This window comes from Gemmatimonas sp. (genome assembly GCF_044344655.1).
Taxonomy (GTDB): Bacteria; Gemmatimonadota; Gemmatimonadetes; order Gemmatimonadales; family Gemmatimonadaceae; genus Gemmatimonas.
Genome location: NZ_JBIJCN010000021.1, coordinates 33030 through 50071, shown reverse-complemented (window position 1 = coordinate 50071; position 17042 = coordinate 33030). Strand labels below are relative to the sequence as shown.

Sequence of the window (17042 nt, the reverse complement as noted above, 5' to 3'; positions counted from 1 at the left end):
AAACGGCGTGATCCTCGTGACCACCAAGAAGGGACGCGCCGGTGCGGCGCGCTGGACCGTCTATGGCGAAGGGGGAACGGTCTACGACCGCAACTTCTATCCCGCCGCGTACTCACTCTGGGGCAAGCGTCCGGGCGAAACCGTCTCGTCGCGGACGTTCTGCAATCTCCAGCGCGTAGGGCTCGGGCAGTGCACCGCCGATTCCACCAGCTCGCTCAACATCTTCGACGAGAAGGACCTCACCCCGGTCTCCACCGGTAACCGCCGCCAGGCCGGTGTGCAGGTCTCCGGCGGGACCGAGGCCGTGCGCTACTTCCTCTCCGCCGAAGACGAAAACGAAATCGGCCTTCTCGAACTGCCCCAGTTCGAGCGCCAGCGTATGGATTCCACCGGCATCCCGATCCGCCCGTGGACGGAACGCCCCAACACCATGCTGCGTCGGTCGCTGCGCTCCAACGTCAACGCCCAGCTGAATCCCAAGCTCGACGTAGCGATGTCGACCAACTTCATCAACATCGCGCAGCGCTACTCGCTCGAGTCCAACGCCACGGCCGGTCTCGGCTCGCACCTCTTCGGTGGTCCGGGCACGCGCGACAACGGCAACGTCTCGGGCCTCGGCACGCCGCTCAACGGCTACCGCGCCTGGACGCCCGGCTACATGTGGGCGGAAAAGACGGAGCAGGCGGTCAATCGCTTCATCTGGTCGGGACAGGCCAACTATCGCCCCACGTCGTGGCTCGCCACGCGCGCGGCGGTCGGCAACGACTGGACCGGCCGCAATGACGAAAACCTGCTCTTCCGCGGTGAGGGGCCGCCGCTGACCGCCACCACCCGCTTCGGGTCGCGCGGCATCAATCGTGTCCTGCTCAACAACTTCACCGTCGACCTCGGCGCGACGGCCACGTACGAGAAGTTCGGGTTCCAGCACAAGACCACGGTCGGTGCGCAGTACATCGGCTTCCGCTCCTCGAGTGCGACGACGGGCTCGCAGCAGTTGGCCCCCGGCTCGCAGAACGTGAGCTCCGGCACGCAGCTCAGCGTGGGTGAGGGGACCACGGAAACCAAGACGTTCGGATCGTTCATCGAACAGTCGCTCGCGTGGCGTGACCGCCTGTTCCTCACGGCGGCTGTACGCAGCGATCAGAACTCCGCCTTCGGTACGAATTTCCAGAGCATCGTGTACCCCAAGGCGTCGCTGTCGTACCTGATCTCGCAGGAAGACTGGTGGAAGGCGCCGTCGTTCATCAACACCTTTCGGCTTCGCTACGCATACGGCCAGTCGGGCGTGCAGCCGGGCCCCAACGATGCCCTGTTCTTCTACAACGCGGACATCACCAGCATCGCCAACACCGAGCAGCCCACCGTGGTGCAGGGAGCGCTCGGTAATGCGAACCTCCGTCCGGAACGCTCGGCCGAACACGAGATGGGCTTCGAAACCCAGATGTTCAGCCAGCGCGTGAGCCTGGATTTCACGTACTACAACAAGATCACGACCGACGCGCTCATCAGCGCAGTGCTGCCGCCGTCGTTCGGCTCGGTGGCGTCGCAGCTGCGCAACCTCGGATCGGTGAAGAATGCCGGCGTCGAAGTCTCGCTCAATGCGCAGCTGGTGCAGCGCGAGCAGTTCGGGTGGGATGCCAACATCGCGTTCTCGTCGAACGACAACAAGGTCGTGTCGCTCGGCGACACGCCCCCTCAGCTCGGACTCCCGACCCGTACGGTGGCCGGCTATCCCATTGGCGGATACTGGGAGCGTCCGATCCTCGGATGGGACGACAAGAACGGTGACGGGCTGCTCACCTACTTCGCGGATGCCGCGCGCAACGAAGTGTTCGTGGGCGACTCGGTGATCTTCCGTGGTTACTCCACGCCGCGCTACATGACGACGCTGGTCAACGGCTTCGACCTGTTCAAGAAGCAGTTGCGCGTGCAGAGCATGTGGGACTGGCGGAGCGGCGGTCTCTGGTACAACAACACGGAGCGCATCCGGTGCACGCGCCCGAACTGCTCGGGGCGTCTCAACCTGAATGCCGAGTTCGTGGATCAGGCCACCAACATCGCCGCCAACGAACATCCGGCGCGTACGCTCGATGGGTTCCTGCAGTCCGGCGCCTTCGTGCGCCTGCGCGAAGTGTCGGCGCAGTGGACGTTCTCCAACTCGCTGGCCAAGCGCCTTGTGCGCGGCCGCTCGCTGTCGCTGGTGGTCTCCGCTCGTAACCTGAAGCTGTGGACCAACTACCGCGGGACCGATCCGGAGTCGGGCTTCAACACGACCAATGGTACCGACGCGCCAAGCGAGTTCCAGACCGTGGGCCCGCCGAGCTATTTCATCACGCGCATCAACATCGGATTCTGAGGAACCGACCCATGACACCTACACGATTCCTGGGCCGGCGCTCGCTGGGGCGTTCCGCGGCGATGCTTGCGGCTGGTGCCCTCTCGCTCACGGCATGCCAACAGGCGAATGACCGCCTGCTCGGCGTGACGGATCCCGACATCATCTTTCCCGCCGATCTCGAGCGGGCCGACGGTGCCATTGCCCTCGGCAACGGTACGATCGGCACCTTCCGGTCCATCACGGGCGGGGGTGAGAGCACCTGGCTCTTCGGCGGGCTGCTCGCGGATGAGTGGTCGACCAGTTCCACGTTCATCCAGAACGACGAGACCGATCAGCGGCAGATCCAGCTGATCAACTCGTCGGTGACGGGCATGCTGCGCAATCTGTACCGCACACGCACCCGTGCCTACGAAGCGATCGAATCACTCCGCAAGTTCAGCCCCAATTCGCGGGCGCTGATCGCGGAGATGTACCTGGCGCGTGGATTTGCTGAGATGCAGCTGGCACTCGATTTCTGCAACGGTATCCCGATCCCCAATAATCCGTTGTCGAATCCGCCGGAGAACGGTCAGCCCAAGAACACCACGCAGGTGTTCCAGCTGGCGGCGGCTTCGCTCGATAGCGGGTTGGCGTTCGCCAACGGGGCCGATGCGCAGAGCGTGCTGATGAATCGGTCGATTCGCGTCGTACGTGCACGCGTGGCGCTGGCGCTCGGCGACTTCAGCGGGGCCGGCACGCTGGTCGCGGGGCTGCCCACCAGCTTCACCTACGCGCACACCTTCTCGCTCACCACGAGCTCCAACACCCTGTGGGGACAGGGGCTCAGCTCCCGCCGCTACAGCGTGGGAGACAGTGTGGAAGGCAACTCGCGCAACATCCGCGTCACCAACGCCATTCCGTTCGCGTCGGCGCGTGATCCGCGACTGCCCGTAACGATCCCCACCAGCGGGGCGATCAACGGACAGGACGGGCAGACCTACACGCGCACGACCGGCATGTGGCAGCAGCTGACGGCGGTCGATGTGGTGAACGGCGTCGATGCGCGGATGATCGAAGCGGAAGTAGCACTGCGCGCCGGTAACGTCACACAGTGGTTGGCCATTCACAACGCGCTCCGGTTGGCGCCGCCCAAGCTCGGCGAAATTCAGCCGGTGGCGATGCCCCAGCTCACCGATCCGGGTACGGACGAGGCGCGCGTGAACCTTCATTTCCGGGAGAAGGCGTTCTGGACCTTCAGCCGTGGCCAGCGTCTTGGTGACATGCGCCGCCTCATCCGGCAGTACGGCCGGACCGAAGCGACGGTGTTTCCGCAGGGGATCCATTACAAGGGCGGCAGCTACGGCCGCGACGTGAATCTTCCGGTCACGCAGCCCGAGCAGAACAATCCGAACTTCACGGGGTGCACGGATCGCAACCCGTAAGCCCTTTGGGTCTTCGGCTGGAGTGACCACGCGCCCCTGCATCGTAACCGGTGCAGGGGCGCGTGGCTGTTTGCGGGTGGCCTGGGCCGTTGGTTTCCAAAAAAAGGAAAACCAATCGTGGCTGTTTGCTCGCTGTCACGTAGCGCAAAGCTGGACCGCCACCAATCGTTACGCATCCCCCGCAGCGCCGTCAGTCCTCTGTCGGCGTCTGTCGGCCACCGACCACCACGCTCTCCCGCCCGGCCGTCACGTCATGGCCTTCATCCGTTGCACCGCGTGTGGGGCCAAGGCACTCGTCGCGTCGACGCAGTGCCCCAAGTGCTCGCACCCGTTCGACATGAAAGATGCGCGCGGAAACCGCGTGGCGCTCAGGCGTTGCCGATCGTGCGGCATCATGCACCGTATTGATGCGTCGTGTCATTGGTGTGGCGACGTGCCAAGCGGGATCACGTGGCCGACGGTGTCGACGAGCGTGCTGCGCCGTGCCGCCGCGGTGGCCTTGATGTTCACCGCGGTTGGCGGCGCCTGGCGCTACGCCCCGAAGATGCGGGACCTCGCTGGTGCTGACGGTTTCGGTGGGTATGGTGGAGGCCGGTCACCTGCCGCCCTGGCGATTGGCGACTCGCGCGACACAGACGCTGACGCATCGCCGCGGCCCGAGGCCGCGGTCGCCCCGTCTGGCGTCGACACCAGCGTGGCGCGCGTGGACCACAGCATCACCTGGGTGCCCGCCGTCGCGCGTACGTGGGTCAACGTGCGCAACAACGCCGGCCGCGCCGGCGAGGTGGTCGGGGTTATCAAACCGGCCACGCGGGCGATGCTGGGCACTGATCGCGCCGGCTGGCGGCAGGTGAGCGCCCCCGGTGTACGCGGGTGGGTGGATCCTCGGCTCTTCGAGTCCGACAGCCTGCGCAAGAGCGGGGAATAAGCGTGGGATGTTCGCCTTCCGCGACGCCCGCCACGCGGACGCCCTCCATACGCGCGCACCGTAGGTGTGTCGGCAGACGGCGCCGGATCACCGGCTTCACGTTGCTCGAAGTCATGGTGGTAATCGTGGTGATCGCCCTGCTCGCCACGTTCGTTGCGCCCAGTCTCTTCCGCAATGTCGACGATGCGAAGGTGGCCACCGCCCGCGCCCAGATTGAAAGTCTGGCCACGTCGCTCGACGGTTATCGTCTGGACAACGGACGCTATCCCACCAGCGCGCAGGGGCTGAACGCGCTCTGGGAGAAGCCCACGATCGATCCGCCCGGCAACTGGCGTGAGCCGTACGTGCGCAAGGCGATCCCGGACGATCCGTGGGGTCGCCCCTATGTGTACGTCTCGCCGGGGAAGGCCAATCCCACCGGCTTCGATCTCGCGAGTTACGGTGCCGACGGGCAGCCCGGCGGCGACGGCGACAACACGGATATCCTGAGTTGGAAGTAGGGTCGCTCCGGGTGGCAGGCGCCGTCCGCTAGGGGAACATCGGACGCAGGTGTCGGGTGCGGAAAGGGAAGTGCCTCCGAATCCCCGACGTGCTTCGTGAAAGAACACCGCGAATCTCAGGGCGTCATGCGGTGTGGTTGAGCGTCGTTCCGACCCTGCCATGCTCTCAGCCACGGCTGAACATGCCGCGGCGCGGTTCGAGCAGACGACGATCGCCCAGCTGCTGGCAACGTCCGGTGCTGCAGGGCTGTCGACGGTTGAAGCGAATCGGTGAGCGCGCTAGCGTGAGGGATGATGCTCTCGCCGGACCGTGCTGTCCCCCATTGGCGCACCACGCTCGCGCAGTCGTTGCCCCGCCGTCGCTGGCGCACGCGGTTTGCGCCGGCGCCGACGGGGCTGCTCCACCTTGGCCACCTGGTCAACGCGATGCATGTGTGGGGGATCGCCCGCGCACACGGCGGTGAGGTATTGCTGCGTATCGAGGATCACGATCGCACGCGCTGCCGCCCCGAGTACGAGCAGGCACTCCTTGATGATCTCGATTGGCTGGGGTTCGCGCCCGACTGTTTCGAGACGGATTCCTTTCGCCGCGCGGGGCCGCACGCCGCTCGGCAGTCGGATCAGGAGGCGCGCTATGTCGCGGCACTCGGGCAGCTCGATGCCCGTGGTCTAGCGTACCCCTGCCGCTGCACCCGACGCGACATCGCGCGCCTCGTGCCCCACGCGGCCGGTGACGAGCCACGCTACCCCGGCACGTGCGCGCAGCAGTCGGTATCGCCGCTTGAGTCGTTCGCCCAGCGCGTGCGACTGGCGGAGAGCACCGTGTCGTTCCACGATCTCCGGTTGGGGGCACTGCAGCACACACCGGCACAGCAGTGCGGCGATTTGCTCGTGCGTGATCGCCATGCGCAGTGGACGTATCAGTTCGCCGTCACCGTCGACGATCTGACGCACGCGATCGACGTGGTGATTCGCGGCGAGGATCTGTTGGCCAGCACGGGGCGCCAGCTGCAGCTCGCCGCGCTGCTGGGACGTACGGAGGCGCCACAGTACCTCCATCACACGCTGCTCGTGCATCCCGACGGGAGCAAGTTGAGCAAGGCCGGGCAGGACACGGCACTGCGTGAGTTACGGGCCGCCGGGGCGACGGCTCCCGCCCTGCTGGGGGAGGCGGCGTATCGCGCCGGGCTGCAGCGCGAGCCGCGAAGCATTGCCGCCAACGACGTGGCGGCAATGTTCACGTGAGCGGGGTACTCGTGTCGCTTACTTCACACCCAGCAAGCCCATCACGACCAGCAGGACGTACTGCGGGCCCTTGTAGCCGTCTGCGCGATCATCGTACGACTCGTCGAGTGAATGCGCGCCGGTGCCGCGTCCGCCGCCGTCGAGCGTGACTGCGGGAATCCGGAGATTCATGGGCACGTTGGCGTCGGTGCTCGAGATCGTGAGCGGCGTGTAGATGCTCATCGTGCGCGCTGCCGCGAGCGACGTGCGCACGATCAGCGACGAGTCAGGCGTGCTGCCGGCGGGGCGCAGGCCGATCGTATCGATCACGACAGAGAGTGCGGCCTTGCTCTGCGGCCAGCGCGCCTTCTCCTCGGTGACCGCCTCGCGGAGCGCCTTCTGCAGCCGCGCGTCGATCTCGGCAAGCGCCGCGGCCGTTTCGCTGCGCAGGTCCACTTCCATGATCGCTTCGAACGGGATCGAGTTCACGGACGTGCCGCCCGACACGATCCCCACGTTGAACGTGACCTTGGGGGTCGTGCTGGCCTCGAGGTCGGCGATCTTGGCGATGGCACGCCCCATCGCGTGCATGGGGTTCGGCATGCCGAACGCGCCGTAGCTGTGGCCCCCCGGGCCCTTGTAGTGCACGCGATACCGGTTGCTGCCAACGCCACCGTTGGTGATGCCGAACCCGGTGCCATCGACCGAGATGAACATGTCGATCGAGTCACGCATCGGGCCGCCGAAGATCGCCCGCATGCCGCGCAGGTTGCCCGGCCCTTCTTCTCCCACGTTGCCGACCACGAGCAGCTTTCCGGCGAACGGGATCTTCTGCGTGATCACCTGTCGCGCCACTGAGAGCACGACCGCGAGCCCGCGGCAGTCGTCGCCGATACCGGGCGCGGTGAGCTTGGTCCCCTCGCGCTTCACGCGGACATCCGTCCCCTCGGGGAACACCGTGTCGAGATGGCCCGCCAGCAGCAGCGTCGGGCCCGGGCGATTGCCGCGGATTTCGCCGATCACGTTGCCTTCCTTGTCGATGCGCACGTTCTGCACACCGAGCTCGCGGAAGCGCTTCGCGTATTCCGCGGCGCGCGCCTGTTCCTTGAACGGCGGGGCCGGGATCTGGCAGATCGACGCCTGCTGATCGAGGGTCCACGCATTGTCGTTTTGCAGCGCGATGAACGCAGTGGCGACGGTGGCGTGCTTGGCCAGCTTGTCGACGGACGCCTCGAGCGCGGTGGGTTTGGCGGGCGTGGCCTGAGCCGCGGCGGTGGCGGGCGCCGCGGCGAGGAGTGATACACACAACGCCGGGAGCATGCCCCCGGCGTTCGACGCGAAACGGGTGGAACGCATGACGGTCAACTCGTGATCGTGATGGTACCGGCGGTCGTGTTGGAGGCCACAGTGAACTCGAACAGGCCGGAGGTGCGCTCCCCTCCGGTCCATGCGCCGTTGCCATTGAACGTGGCGCCGTGATTGGGACAGCGGAAGCCCGTCCCGCTGATGCTGATGGTGGTCCCCTGGTGCGGGCAGGCCATCGAAAACGCGCGGTAGCTGCTGGCGGTGGCACGCACCACGGCGATCGGGGTGCCGCTGGTGGTGACTTGAGCGATTCCACCCACGGCCCCGAGGGCCGGGAAGCTGGCCAGCGTGACCGTGAGGTTTACCTTCGACGGTCCCGTGGCGCTCTCCCCGTCTCCGCCACAGGCGGCAAGGAAGACGCCGACCGCGGCCACGGTCCCGGCAGCCAGAAATTCACGACGGGTGCAGGCAAGGCATTCGGACATGTGACGTGGGCTGAGGGTCAGAGCTTGAGCACGGCCGCGGCCCACTTGCCCGGGTCGGTGTCGCTCTCAAAGGCGATATCCGGGTCGACCACGATATTGGCCCCGTCGCGACTGATCTGGAGACGGTCCATGTTGCGCGTGGCGCGGCCGCTCACGAAGGTGCCATTGGGCTGGTACTTGGACTTGTGACGCGGGCACTGAAACCCGGTCCCCTTGGGCATCACCTTGAGCGCCGTGTTCTGGTGCGGACACGACAGCGCGAAGGCGAACACCTCGCCCGCATGGCGGCAGAGGATCACCTCGTTGGAGCTATCGATCGAGACCCCGTCCGCGGCCGGCAGCGGGTACCGCACGGGAGAGCGCGGGGCACGCGGCTCGAGCGCCGCAATGCTCGAGACGGGACCGAAAACGGACAAGCCGGCCAGCGCAGCAGTCGTCGTGACGGCCTCGCGCAGGAAGTCACGACGCGCCGTGCAGCTATCGCACGCGGGCACGCTAGGGCCTGGAAATCCGGAGGAAGATGACGACATGGACAGGGTTCGTAGGACGGAGAATCGACCTCAGACGTTGGCTACCACGACACCGAGCAGCACCACCACGAACCAGCCCGCGAGGCTCACCCACGCATGGCGGCGGAGCCCTTGCCACGCTGCGGTGACGTCGGGGCCGGCAACCGGCAGGGCGAGCGCCTCGCGCGCCACGGCAAGAAGCCGCGCTTCGACGGAGCGCATCATGACGCCGTTACCGATCAACAGTGCGAACGCCCCCATCTTTGTCCAGAACACCACAGACCCGGCAAAAGTGCCGATGTCGGCGGTCGCCAATGCCGTGCCGGAGAGCACCATGACGACCAGCGCACGGATCACCACGCCGTGGGTGGCCTGTAGCTCGTCGGCCGCCGCCACGAATCCGTCGCTGCGGTCGGGTCGCGCCAGCAACACCCGGCGATCGGCGGCGATGGCGATGCCACCGCCGGCAAACAGCGCCAGCACATGGGTTGCGATCACCATCGTCGGCAACCACGCGCTGGCCGAGTACAGGTCGGCCCACGGCTGGAGCAGGGTCGTCAACGTGTCCAGCACGTTAGTTCCCGATCAGCATGATGAGCCAGCTCGCCGTTGAGGCACTCATCGAGGCGATGGCCACGTTGCGATGGCGCTCGCGAATGGCACCGTTCTCCTCGGCGTCGTCGGCGATGCTGCCGGCGTAGGCGAATCCGCCGCTCGCCGCGAGGAACAGCACACTGTGCAGGACGCGCCGAGTGCGGCCGTTCGGGTCCTTGCGCCCCTCCCAGAGATTCCATGTGCCGGTCACGGCGTTGGCACCGAAGAGCACAGCGCTGCCGGTTGCGGCAATGGGGTGTACGGTCTCTGCCCAGTCAGGCGCATCGCTCCCCTTGTCGAGCAGTTGATTGCCCGAGACATAGGACGCGGCAAAGAGCGGGAGCATCGCCCAGCTCAACGCCTTGTGGACCGCGACCCGCTTGGCATAGCCGTCGCTGTACGTCACCGCGCGGGCACGGCGGCGGGGGACGGTGTCCTGATCCAGGCGGCGCGACGACACCATGGTGAGTGCCACCGGTGCGCTGCGCGGGCCAGCCACGGCACCCGTGCTGTCGGCGAGAGTGATGGGGATCGACGGCGCATCGGCCGGACCCGCCGCCAGCACGGTGGCAAGAATCATCGCGGATACAAGAGACATGCAGATTTCCCCAAAAAAAGGAGGCAGGCAGCGTCGGCTCGATACCGGCTGTGGCAATCTACAGAACCGGGCGCTGCCGCGTACCTCGAACCTCGTTTCTGGTAGGGACGCAACACCCGAGGTCGTCGGGCCGCCAGAGCGACCAGTCGCAGGGTGGCCCGCTACGAGGAATCCCGTGGCGAGGCTGTCGCGTTACATTCCCAAGCGCATGTCTGGATTGACCGTGGATCGCTCCTGTTCGCCCGCTTCGGTGCCGTCGCCACGGCGCAGGCGGATGCGCGCCGTGTGGTCCATGGTGACGCGGCTCACCATCGCCGTGGCCGCGATCAGCACCGTGCCCATGGCGGCGGATGCCCAGCGGGTGGCACGCTGCAATGCGGTCGAGCGGGTGCGCGGGGTGAGCTTCGAAGGGAGTCCCGCCTTTGATGTGCTGACGCTCGCCTCCAGCATCTTCACGCACGAACCGGGGTTCGTGACGCGCGTGTTCCGCATTGGCACGCCGCCGTGCATGGACACGCTGGAGGTCCAGCGCGATGCCTTGCGTCTGGCCATTCTCCATCGGCAAGCCGGCTGGTTTCAGGCGACGGCCGCCGCCACGATCACCCGGCGTCACGACGGCGTGCGCATTCGCTTCGTCATCACGCCGGGGCGGGAGGCCCTGCTCGATACGGTGCGCGTGACGGGGCTGCCCGAGGCAGTGGACTCCCGGCGCGGCTTTGATGCCCCCCTTCGCGCGCTCGAGGGGAAGCGGTTCGACCGCACGCGCGTCGACACGACGGTGGCGTCGGTACTGAATCAGCTGCGCGATGCCGGCTTTGCTCGCGCGCGCATGCCCGACAGTCGCATGGCGATCGATACGGTGACGGCGCTGGCCACCCTCGACCTGACCTTCGCCGCGGGGCCGCCCCTCTCCATCGGTGAGGTGCGGATCGACGTGCGTCCGCTGCGCCCGGGCCATCCGCGGGTGGACTCCGCCGATGTGGCGCGTCTCGTACGCATCGATCGCGGCGACCGCTTCAGTGCCGCCGCCATTCTTGATGCGCAGCGTGCGCTCTACCGGTCGGAGGCGTTCCGGCTGGTGCTGATGGATACCGTCACCCCCGCCACGCACGCCGACAGTGTGCTCGATCTGCGGGTATCGGTTGCGGAAGCACGAACACGCGCGGCCCGTGTGGGGTTGGGATGGGCCACACAGGACTGCGGGCGCGCCCAGGGGCGCATCAGCGATCGCGGGTTTCTCGGACTTGGCCGGCGCGTGGAACTGTCGGTGCGCGCCTCGAAGCTCGGCGTGGGGGCCCCCACCGATGTGGCGCCGGCACTCTGTTCACAGGCGCTGCGCAACGATCCGTTCAGTCAGCGGGTGAACTACTACGTCGGCGCCACCCTCACCAATCCCAGGCTCTTCGGCCTCCCCTTCGTACCGCTGGTCTCGGTCTACAGCGAACGACGCGGTGAACCGTTCGCCTTCCTGCGAGAAACGTCGGTCGGTGCCCTGGTGGAAGTATCGCGGCAGTTCTCGCTGCGGACGGCGGGGACCGCCGGCTTTCAGTACGAGAACGGCAAGACCACCACCGATCCCGTCGTCTCCTGTACGCGCTTCGGGCTCTGTCGCCCCGAGGAGCTGCTGCTGTCAGCCTTCGGTCGTGGGGTAGGGATCCTCAGCACATCGGTCTCGCACGACCGCACCAACGACCTCACCGACCCGTCGCGTGGCTGGCGGGCACGCAGCGAGGTGCGACTGGGGGAGACCGTGTCCGAGCTGGTCTCCACGGTCCGCTTCGCGCGGACCACGGGCGAGGTGGCCGCCTTCCGGCGGCTGCTCGGCGGCGTGATTGGCGTCCGCGCGCAGGCCGCAGGGGCGTTCGCCCCCCGCGCCGACTTGGTGGATGGCACGCCGCTCATTCCGCAGCAGGAGCGGCTGTTCGTGGGCGGGCAGAACTCGGTGCGCGGCTATCAACAGAATCTGCTCGGTCCCGTGGATTACGTGGTAACCGCGGTGGAGCAAGTGGGTGCCGCGGACGACGACCAGTTTGCCGTGGTCCCGGGTGCCAACGGCCGCGCCGTCCCGCGCGGGGGCACCGCGATGCTGGTCGGGAATCTCGAGTGGCGCCGCGGCTTCCGGTTCATCGCCGAGCAGCTGCAGCTTGCTGCGTTCGTGGACGGCGGCACGCTCTGGGAGACGCGTTCGAGTCGCTTCAGCTGGCGCGACGTGCGCTATACGCCGGGGCTGGGGCTGCGCGTGGTGACTCCGCTCGGTCCGTTTCGCGTGGATATCGGGTATCGTCCCTACGGACCGCGTACCGGCCGAGCGCTGTACTTCGCACCGCCGCGCGATGGCGTGGCCGGCATCTACTGCGCCAGCCCGCGCGTGGACGGCGCGACTGGGGATTACGCCGACGTGTTCTCGTGTCCCGCCACGTACACGCCACCCACGTCGCGCAGCATGCTCTCGCGGCTCGTGTTTCACTTCGGCCTCGGCCAGGCGTTCTGATGGCGCCCGCCATGTCGACCGCCATGTCGACCGCCATGTCGCCCCGTCAGCGTCGCTTCTGGTGGGCGGCCGCCATCGTGCTGGGCCTGGGCGGTGGCATGCGCCTCGGCTATCACCTTGCGACCGGTACCGAGGCCGGGCGACGCTGGCTGCTGGCCACACTCGTCGCCCGCGCCAATGCGGTGTTCGGTGGCCGCGGGGCGCTGCGTATCGGTGTGCTCAGGGAGATCAGCCCGGGGCGTGTGGTGGCCGACGAGGTGACCCTTGTGGATACCGCCGGCGTGCCGGTGGTCACCGCCCAGCGGCTCGTGGGCACGCTCGATACGCGCGGGCTGTTCAGTCGCCGCATTCACATCCGCCGACTCGCGCTAGATGGTGTGGTGATGACGCTGCGGCAGGAGGCGCCCGGCCGCTCGTGGAACATCGCCCATATCATCACGGGCGACACCACGAAGGCCACGCCCCTCACTGACGTGCGCTTCGGTGACGATGTGCGCATCGACTCGCTGTCGATCAACGGCGGCGTGGTGACCACGCGCGCGCCATGGGCGCCGCATCCGGTGTTTACCGGTCGCGCCCGCGACAGCGTGATCGTCGTGCGCGACAGCCTGCACGACCTTGAGCGTTTGGCCGACGGGCAGATCTTCGAGAACCGGCGGATTACCCTCGATCGCGTGACCGCGCACGATGTGGTCCTCGTCGACGGGAAGAAGCGCCCGGCATCGTTGCAGCTCGACTCCCTGCGCGGTGTACTCTCCGACCCGCCGGTCCCGGTCCGTCAGGCGAGCGGGCGGATTACCTGGACCTCCGATTCACTGCAGCTGGATCTGCGGGACGTGCAGCTTCCCGCATCGCACGGGACGGCCACAGGCATGGTGGCGTGGAACGCGCCGGGTCCCGTGCGCTTCGATGTGCTGGTGAAGGCGGAGGCCGGCCTCTCCGACCTCGCGTGGATCTGGGATGTCATGCCGCGGGAAGGGCGGGGGACGGCCACGGTGCGCCTGCGCACGCTCACCGACGCGAACGACGCCGAGTACGACCTGCAGCACCTCGACGTGCAGAGTGGCGCCTCTCGCGTGCGCGGCGGTATTGCCGTCACCGTGCGCCCCGCCGATCTGCTGTTGCGCAAGGTCGATCTGTCGTTCACGCCATTGACCAGCGACCTGCTGCGCCGACTGAGCTACGACGCCGTGCCAGCTGCCGTGCGCGGGCTGTTCTCCGGCCGCCTGCTTGCCGCTGATGGCGGTGCACTCACGGCGTTCAAGGTGGACCGCCTCGACGCGCACTTCGTGGACGCAGCAGTGCAAGGCGGCGATGCCGTGTCGAGCCTTCGGCTCGCGGGGACGCTGGCCTTCGGGGCACGGCCGCGTGTTTCGGGACTTACGGCAGAAGCGCTGCGTCTGGATCTGCGGTCCGTTCGGCTGCTGCTCGCCGACGCCCCCGCGATCGACGGCATTGTGACGGGAGCTGGACTCGTGCGGCATGCGGATCTCTCGGAGGCTGACCTCGGCATGCTGCGGCTCACCTGGACCGATGGCGTGGGCAACGTGTCGCGGGTGCGGGGGAACGCGCGCGTGCGCTTCGGTGGCGCGGTCCCCGACATGCGCGCGTCACTGGTGCTCGATCCGCTCTCGATGCGCGCGCTTGCCCGGGTGGATACTACCCTGGTGTTGCGCTCGGATATCGCCGGGACGGTGCAACTCGATGGCTCGCTCGACGACCTCCGCTGGGGTGGGCAGCTGGTGGCGCTCAACTCGCCCGCCACCGGCAGAGCGCTCACGCTCGATTCGCTCGGGCAGCTGAGCGCACCGTCGGTGGCTCTCCACGGTACGGCGTCGATCCAGCGCGCCGCCTGGCGCGGCACGGCCGCGGGCACACTCGCCAACTTCGATGCGCGTATCTGGCTTGGTCAGGACGGGATGCCCTCCACGGCTCTGAGTGGACGCGTGCGTCTGTCGGGGCGCGGACCGCTCGATACGACGGCCGTCGCTGCCGGTGATACCACGGGGGTACGGGCGGTCGAAGGCAGTGGCGAGGTGCTGCTGATGCAACCTGCGTCGGCGGAACGGCCGGCATTCGATCTGGTGGCTAGTGCCACACTCGGGCGCGAACGGCTCGTCGTGGACTCGGCGCTCGCACACATGGGTGGGGTGACGCTGGAAGCGCGCGGTGCACTCGCGCGGGATACGACGCAGGTGGATACGCTGCAGATCGCCATGCACGCCGATACCCTCGACACTGTGCGCGGAGAGCTCGACCGACTGGCTGCGATGCTGCAACCGGTCGACACGGCACTGGCGGCATCCGTACGTGCTGTGGCTGCCGATACACTGAGCGGTGACGCCTCGCTCTCAGGCTACCTCTATGGCAGTCTGCGCAAGGCCGACGCGACCGCGGCGCTCGGTGCTCGCACGCTGCAGGTGGGAGCGATCCGGGCTGGTCGCATCTTCGGATCGGCGCGCGCGACGGACGTGTTGCGCCGTCCCGCCTTCGAGGGGACGGCCAATGCCGACAACGTCACCGGTATCGGCGCTGTACGCTTGCAGACCGTCACATTTCGGGTGGTCGACGCCAGCCCCGACAGCGGACGGCTGGTGCTCGATGTGAGCACCGACGAGGACGCCCATTTGATCGTGCGCGGCGGCTACGCCATACGCGGGCCAGCCACCGCCGTGCACCTCGATTCGCTGCGCCTCAACTACGACGACGTCACGTGGCGTGCGGCCCAGCCCATTGTGGTCGTGAGCGACAGCGGCGGGCTGCGCCTACGCCCAGCAGAACTCCGGTCGTCGGTGGGCGGTGTGCTGACGGTAGGGGCTGACATTCCCACCCGTGGTGCCGTGCAAGGCACACTTCGCGTGGAGCGGTTCCCGTTCGGTGAGGTCGCTGCGCTGCTCGCCGGCGCGCCGCTGGTCGCCGGGACCGTGACCGGGCGTGCGGAACTCTCTGGCACGCGCGCCGCGCCGCTCATGACGTGGGACATCACGGCCGACTCGATCGGGCTTGATGGTGTACGCCTGCCGCCGGTCACCAGCACCGGTGCGTACGCCGACAAGCGCCTCACCGCGCGTGCTCAGGTTCGCGATACGCTGGGCGGCAGTGTCCGCGCCGAGGGGAGCGTGCCACTGGACCTCACCTTGCGCTCGGTCGTGAAGCGGCGGCTGTCCGATGCGGTCGAGGGCGAGGTTGTGGCTGATTCCCTGAGCCTCGGCGCGTTGCCTCTGGCAATTGATGGGATCAGCCGGCTTCGCGGCATCCTCTCAGGTCGGCTGGCCGTGGGTGGCACGGTCGAGCGCCCCGCCGCAAGCGGCGTTGTGATGTTGGAGCAGGCCGGCGCACGGGTCGATGACTTGGGCATCGAGCCGACCGACGGGCGCATCGTGCTACGCGCCGCCGCCGATTCGCTCACCCTCGAGACGTTCCGGCTACGCAGCGGCGGCGGCAACGATACCGTTGGTGCGCAGGGTGTGCTGCGCTTCGCCGCAGGCGAACTGCCGGCACGCGTGGCCCTGCAGGTGGTCGCGCGCAACTTTATCGTCTCGCGGCAGCGCGATGGCACCGATCTCGATGTGGGGGGGGACGTTCGCCTTGAGGGCTCGCTCTCGCGGCCGGTGGTGAGCGGCAGCCTCTTCGTGCCGCGGGCCAATCTGGTGGTCGATCCACTGGGCGCGCGCACCGCGCTCGACCTGTCGAGCGATGCCGCCCGCGCGCTGCTCGGCGCCGATGAGGTCCCCGTTGCGGAAAGCGCTGCACAGTCGCTGTCGCGCCTTGGCAGCTATCTGCGCGTGGAGAATACACGCGTGGAGCTCGGCAACGACGTGTGGGTGCAGACGCCCGAGTCGCGCGTGAAACTCTCGGGGGGGCTCACCGTGACAATGAGCGGCGATCGGTTGGGGCTCGACGGTGAAATTCTGGCGAACCGAGGGCAGTACCGCCTCGAGCTTGGCGTGGTCAACCGCAGTTTCAGTGTAGACTCCGGCCGCGTACGCTTCTTCGGAAATAACGCGATTGCTCCCACCCTCGACATCAGCGCCACCAACGTGGTGCGTGTGGCTGGTGGCAGTGAAATCCCTGTCCGCGTGAACATTGGTGGCAACTACGACCGGCCCGTGCTCACGCTCTCCAGCCCCGATCCGCTCTACGCCAGTGCGCCGGAAAGCGAGATCATCTCGCTGCTCATCTTCGGCGCCCCCACATTTGCGCTCGACGGTCAGAGTCAGAGCACGGTGCGTGCCGTGACCGGCGTGTTGCTCCCCTCCGTTGGCGGGGCCGTGGAAGGAGCCTTGCAACGGCTCCTGCCAGTGTTCAACACGGTGCAGGTGACCACGGCCGGCAGTAATGCCGAAGCTGCGTTCTCACCGACCGCGCTGCTCGACAACCTCAATTTCAGCATCAGCGCGGGCAAGCAGTTCGGCGAGCGGACGTTTCTTCGCCTCAATACCGGCGTCTGCCGCGGCACCAGCCAAGCCACCTCGCGCGGGGCCACGCTCTGGGGCGGTGTGGCCGCCGAGTATCGCATTGCGCGCAACTGGTGGGGACAGGTGGGTGTGGATCCCGGGTCTGCGCCGTGCACACGACCGGCCGGCGACGTGTTCCCCCGCCTGCAGTTCGGTTTTGATTTATTTCGGGAGTGGATTTTCTAGTCGCGA

12 protein-coding genes are annotated in these 17042 nt (G+C 67.5%); 7 read left to right on the top strand and 5 right to left on the bottom strand.

Annotated features, from left to right (window positions below):
* From ACIQ51_RS07700 to ACIQ51_RS07680, 5 genes are all read left to right on the top strand, one after another.
* Positions 1–2356: TonB-dependent receptor domain-containing protein (locus ACIQ51_RS07700; protein WP_396204450.1), on the top strand; the 2356-nt coding region annotated here is incomplete at its 5' end.
* 11 nt (positions 2357–2367) lie between these two features.
* Positions 2368–3759, top strand: coding sequence for a hypothetical protein (locus ACIQ51_RS07695; RefSeq protein ID WP_396204449.1), 1392 nt, complete (start codon positions 2368–2370; stop codon positions 3757–3759).
* A gap of 394 nt (positions 3760–4153) precedes the next feature.
* The gene (locus tag ACIQ51_RS07690; protein WP_396204448.1) at positions 4154–4687 is read left to right on the top strand and encodes an SH3 domain-containing protein; all 534 of its coding nucleotides are present in this window, start codon (positions 4154–4156) and stop codon (positions 4685–4687) included.
* A gap of 2 nt (positions 4688–4689) precedes the next feature.
* On the top strand, positions 4690–5187 hold the full coding sequence (gene gspG / locus ACIQ51_RS07685; RefSeq protein WP_396204447.1) for a type II secretion system major pseudopilin GspG: 498 nt from the start codon (positions 4690–4692) through the stop codon (positions 5185–5187).
* A gap of 291 nt (positions 5188–5478) precedes the next feature.
* On the top strand, positions 5479–6432 hold the full coding sequence (locus ACIQ51_RS07680) for a glutamate--tRNA ligase family protein (RefSeq protein ID WP_396204446.1): 954 nt from the start codon (positions 5479–5481) through the stop codon (positions 6430–6432).
* A gap of 18 nt (positions 6433–6450) precedes the next feature.
* Here ACIQ51_RS07680 and ACIQ51_RS07675 read toward each other — a convergent pair whose 3' ends face one another.
* The 5 genes from ACIQ51_RS07675 to ACIQ51_RS07655 form a co-directional block, all read right to left on the bottom strand.
* A complete protein-coding gene (locus ACIQ51_RS07675) occupies positions 6451–7767 on the bottom strand; it encodes a M20/M25/M40 family metallo-hydrolase (protein ID WP_396204445.1) in 1317 nt (438 codons plus the stop codon).
* A 5-nt stretch (positions 7768–7772) separates the two neighbouring features.
* On the bottom strand, positions 7773–8201 hold the full coding sequence (locus tag ACIQ51_RS07670; RefSeq protein WP_396204444.1) for a Rieske (2Fe-2S) protein: 429 nt from the start codon (positions 8199–8201) through the stop codon (positions 7773–7775).
* Between the two features lie 17 nt (positions 8202–8218).
* On the bottom strand, positions 8219–8695 hold the full coding sequence (locus tag ACIQ51_RS07665; RefSeq protein ID WP_396204443.1) for a ubiquinol-cytochrome c reductase iron-sulfur subunit: 477 nt from the start codon (positions 8693–8695) through the stop codon (positions 8219–8221).
* 66 nt (positions 8696–8761) lie between these two features.
* Positions 8762–9283 (bottom strand): hypothetical protein, encoded by a 522-nt coding sequence (locus ACIQ51_RS07660; RefSeq protein ID WP_396204442.1) that lies wholly within the window; start codon positions 9281–9283, stop codon positions 8762–8764.
* 1 nt (position 9284) lies between these two features.
* Positions 9285–9902, bottom strand: coding sequence for a hypothetical protein (locus ACIQ51_RS07655; RefSeq protein ID WP_396204441.1), 618 nt, complete (start codon positions 9900–9902; stop codon positions 9285–9287).
* A 208-nt stretch (positions 9903–10110) separates the two neighbouring features.
* Between ACIQ51_RS07655 and ACIQ51_RS07650 the strand changes: the two genes are divergently transcribed.
* Together ACIQ51_RS07650 and ACIQ51_RS07645 are read left to right on the top strand one after the other, a co-directional pair.
* Complete coding sequence (locus ACIQ51_RS07650) at positions 10111–12393, top strand: autotransporter assembly complex family protein (protein WP_396204440.1); 2283 nt, start codon at positions 10111–10113, stop codon at positions 12391–12393.
* Between the two features lie 11 nt (positions 12394–12404).
* Complete coding sequence (locus tag ACIQ51_RS07645) at positions 12405–17036, top strand: translocation/assembly module TamB domain-containing protein (protein WP_396204439.1); 4632 nt, start codon at positions 12405–12407, stop codon at positions 17034–17036.
* Positions 17037–17042: the final 6 nt, after the last annotated feature.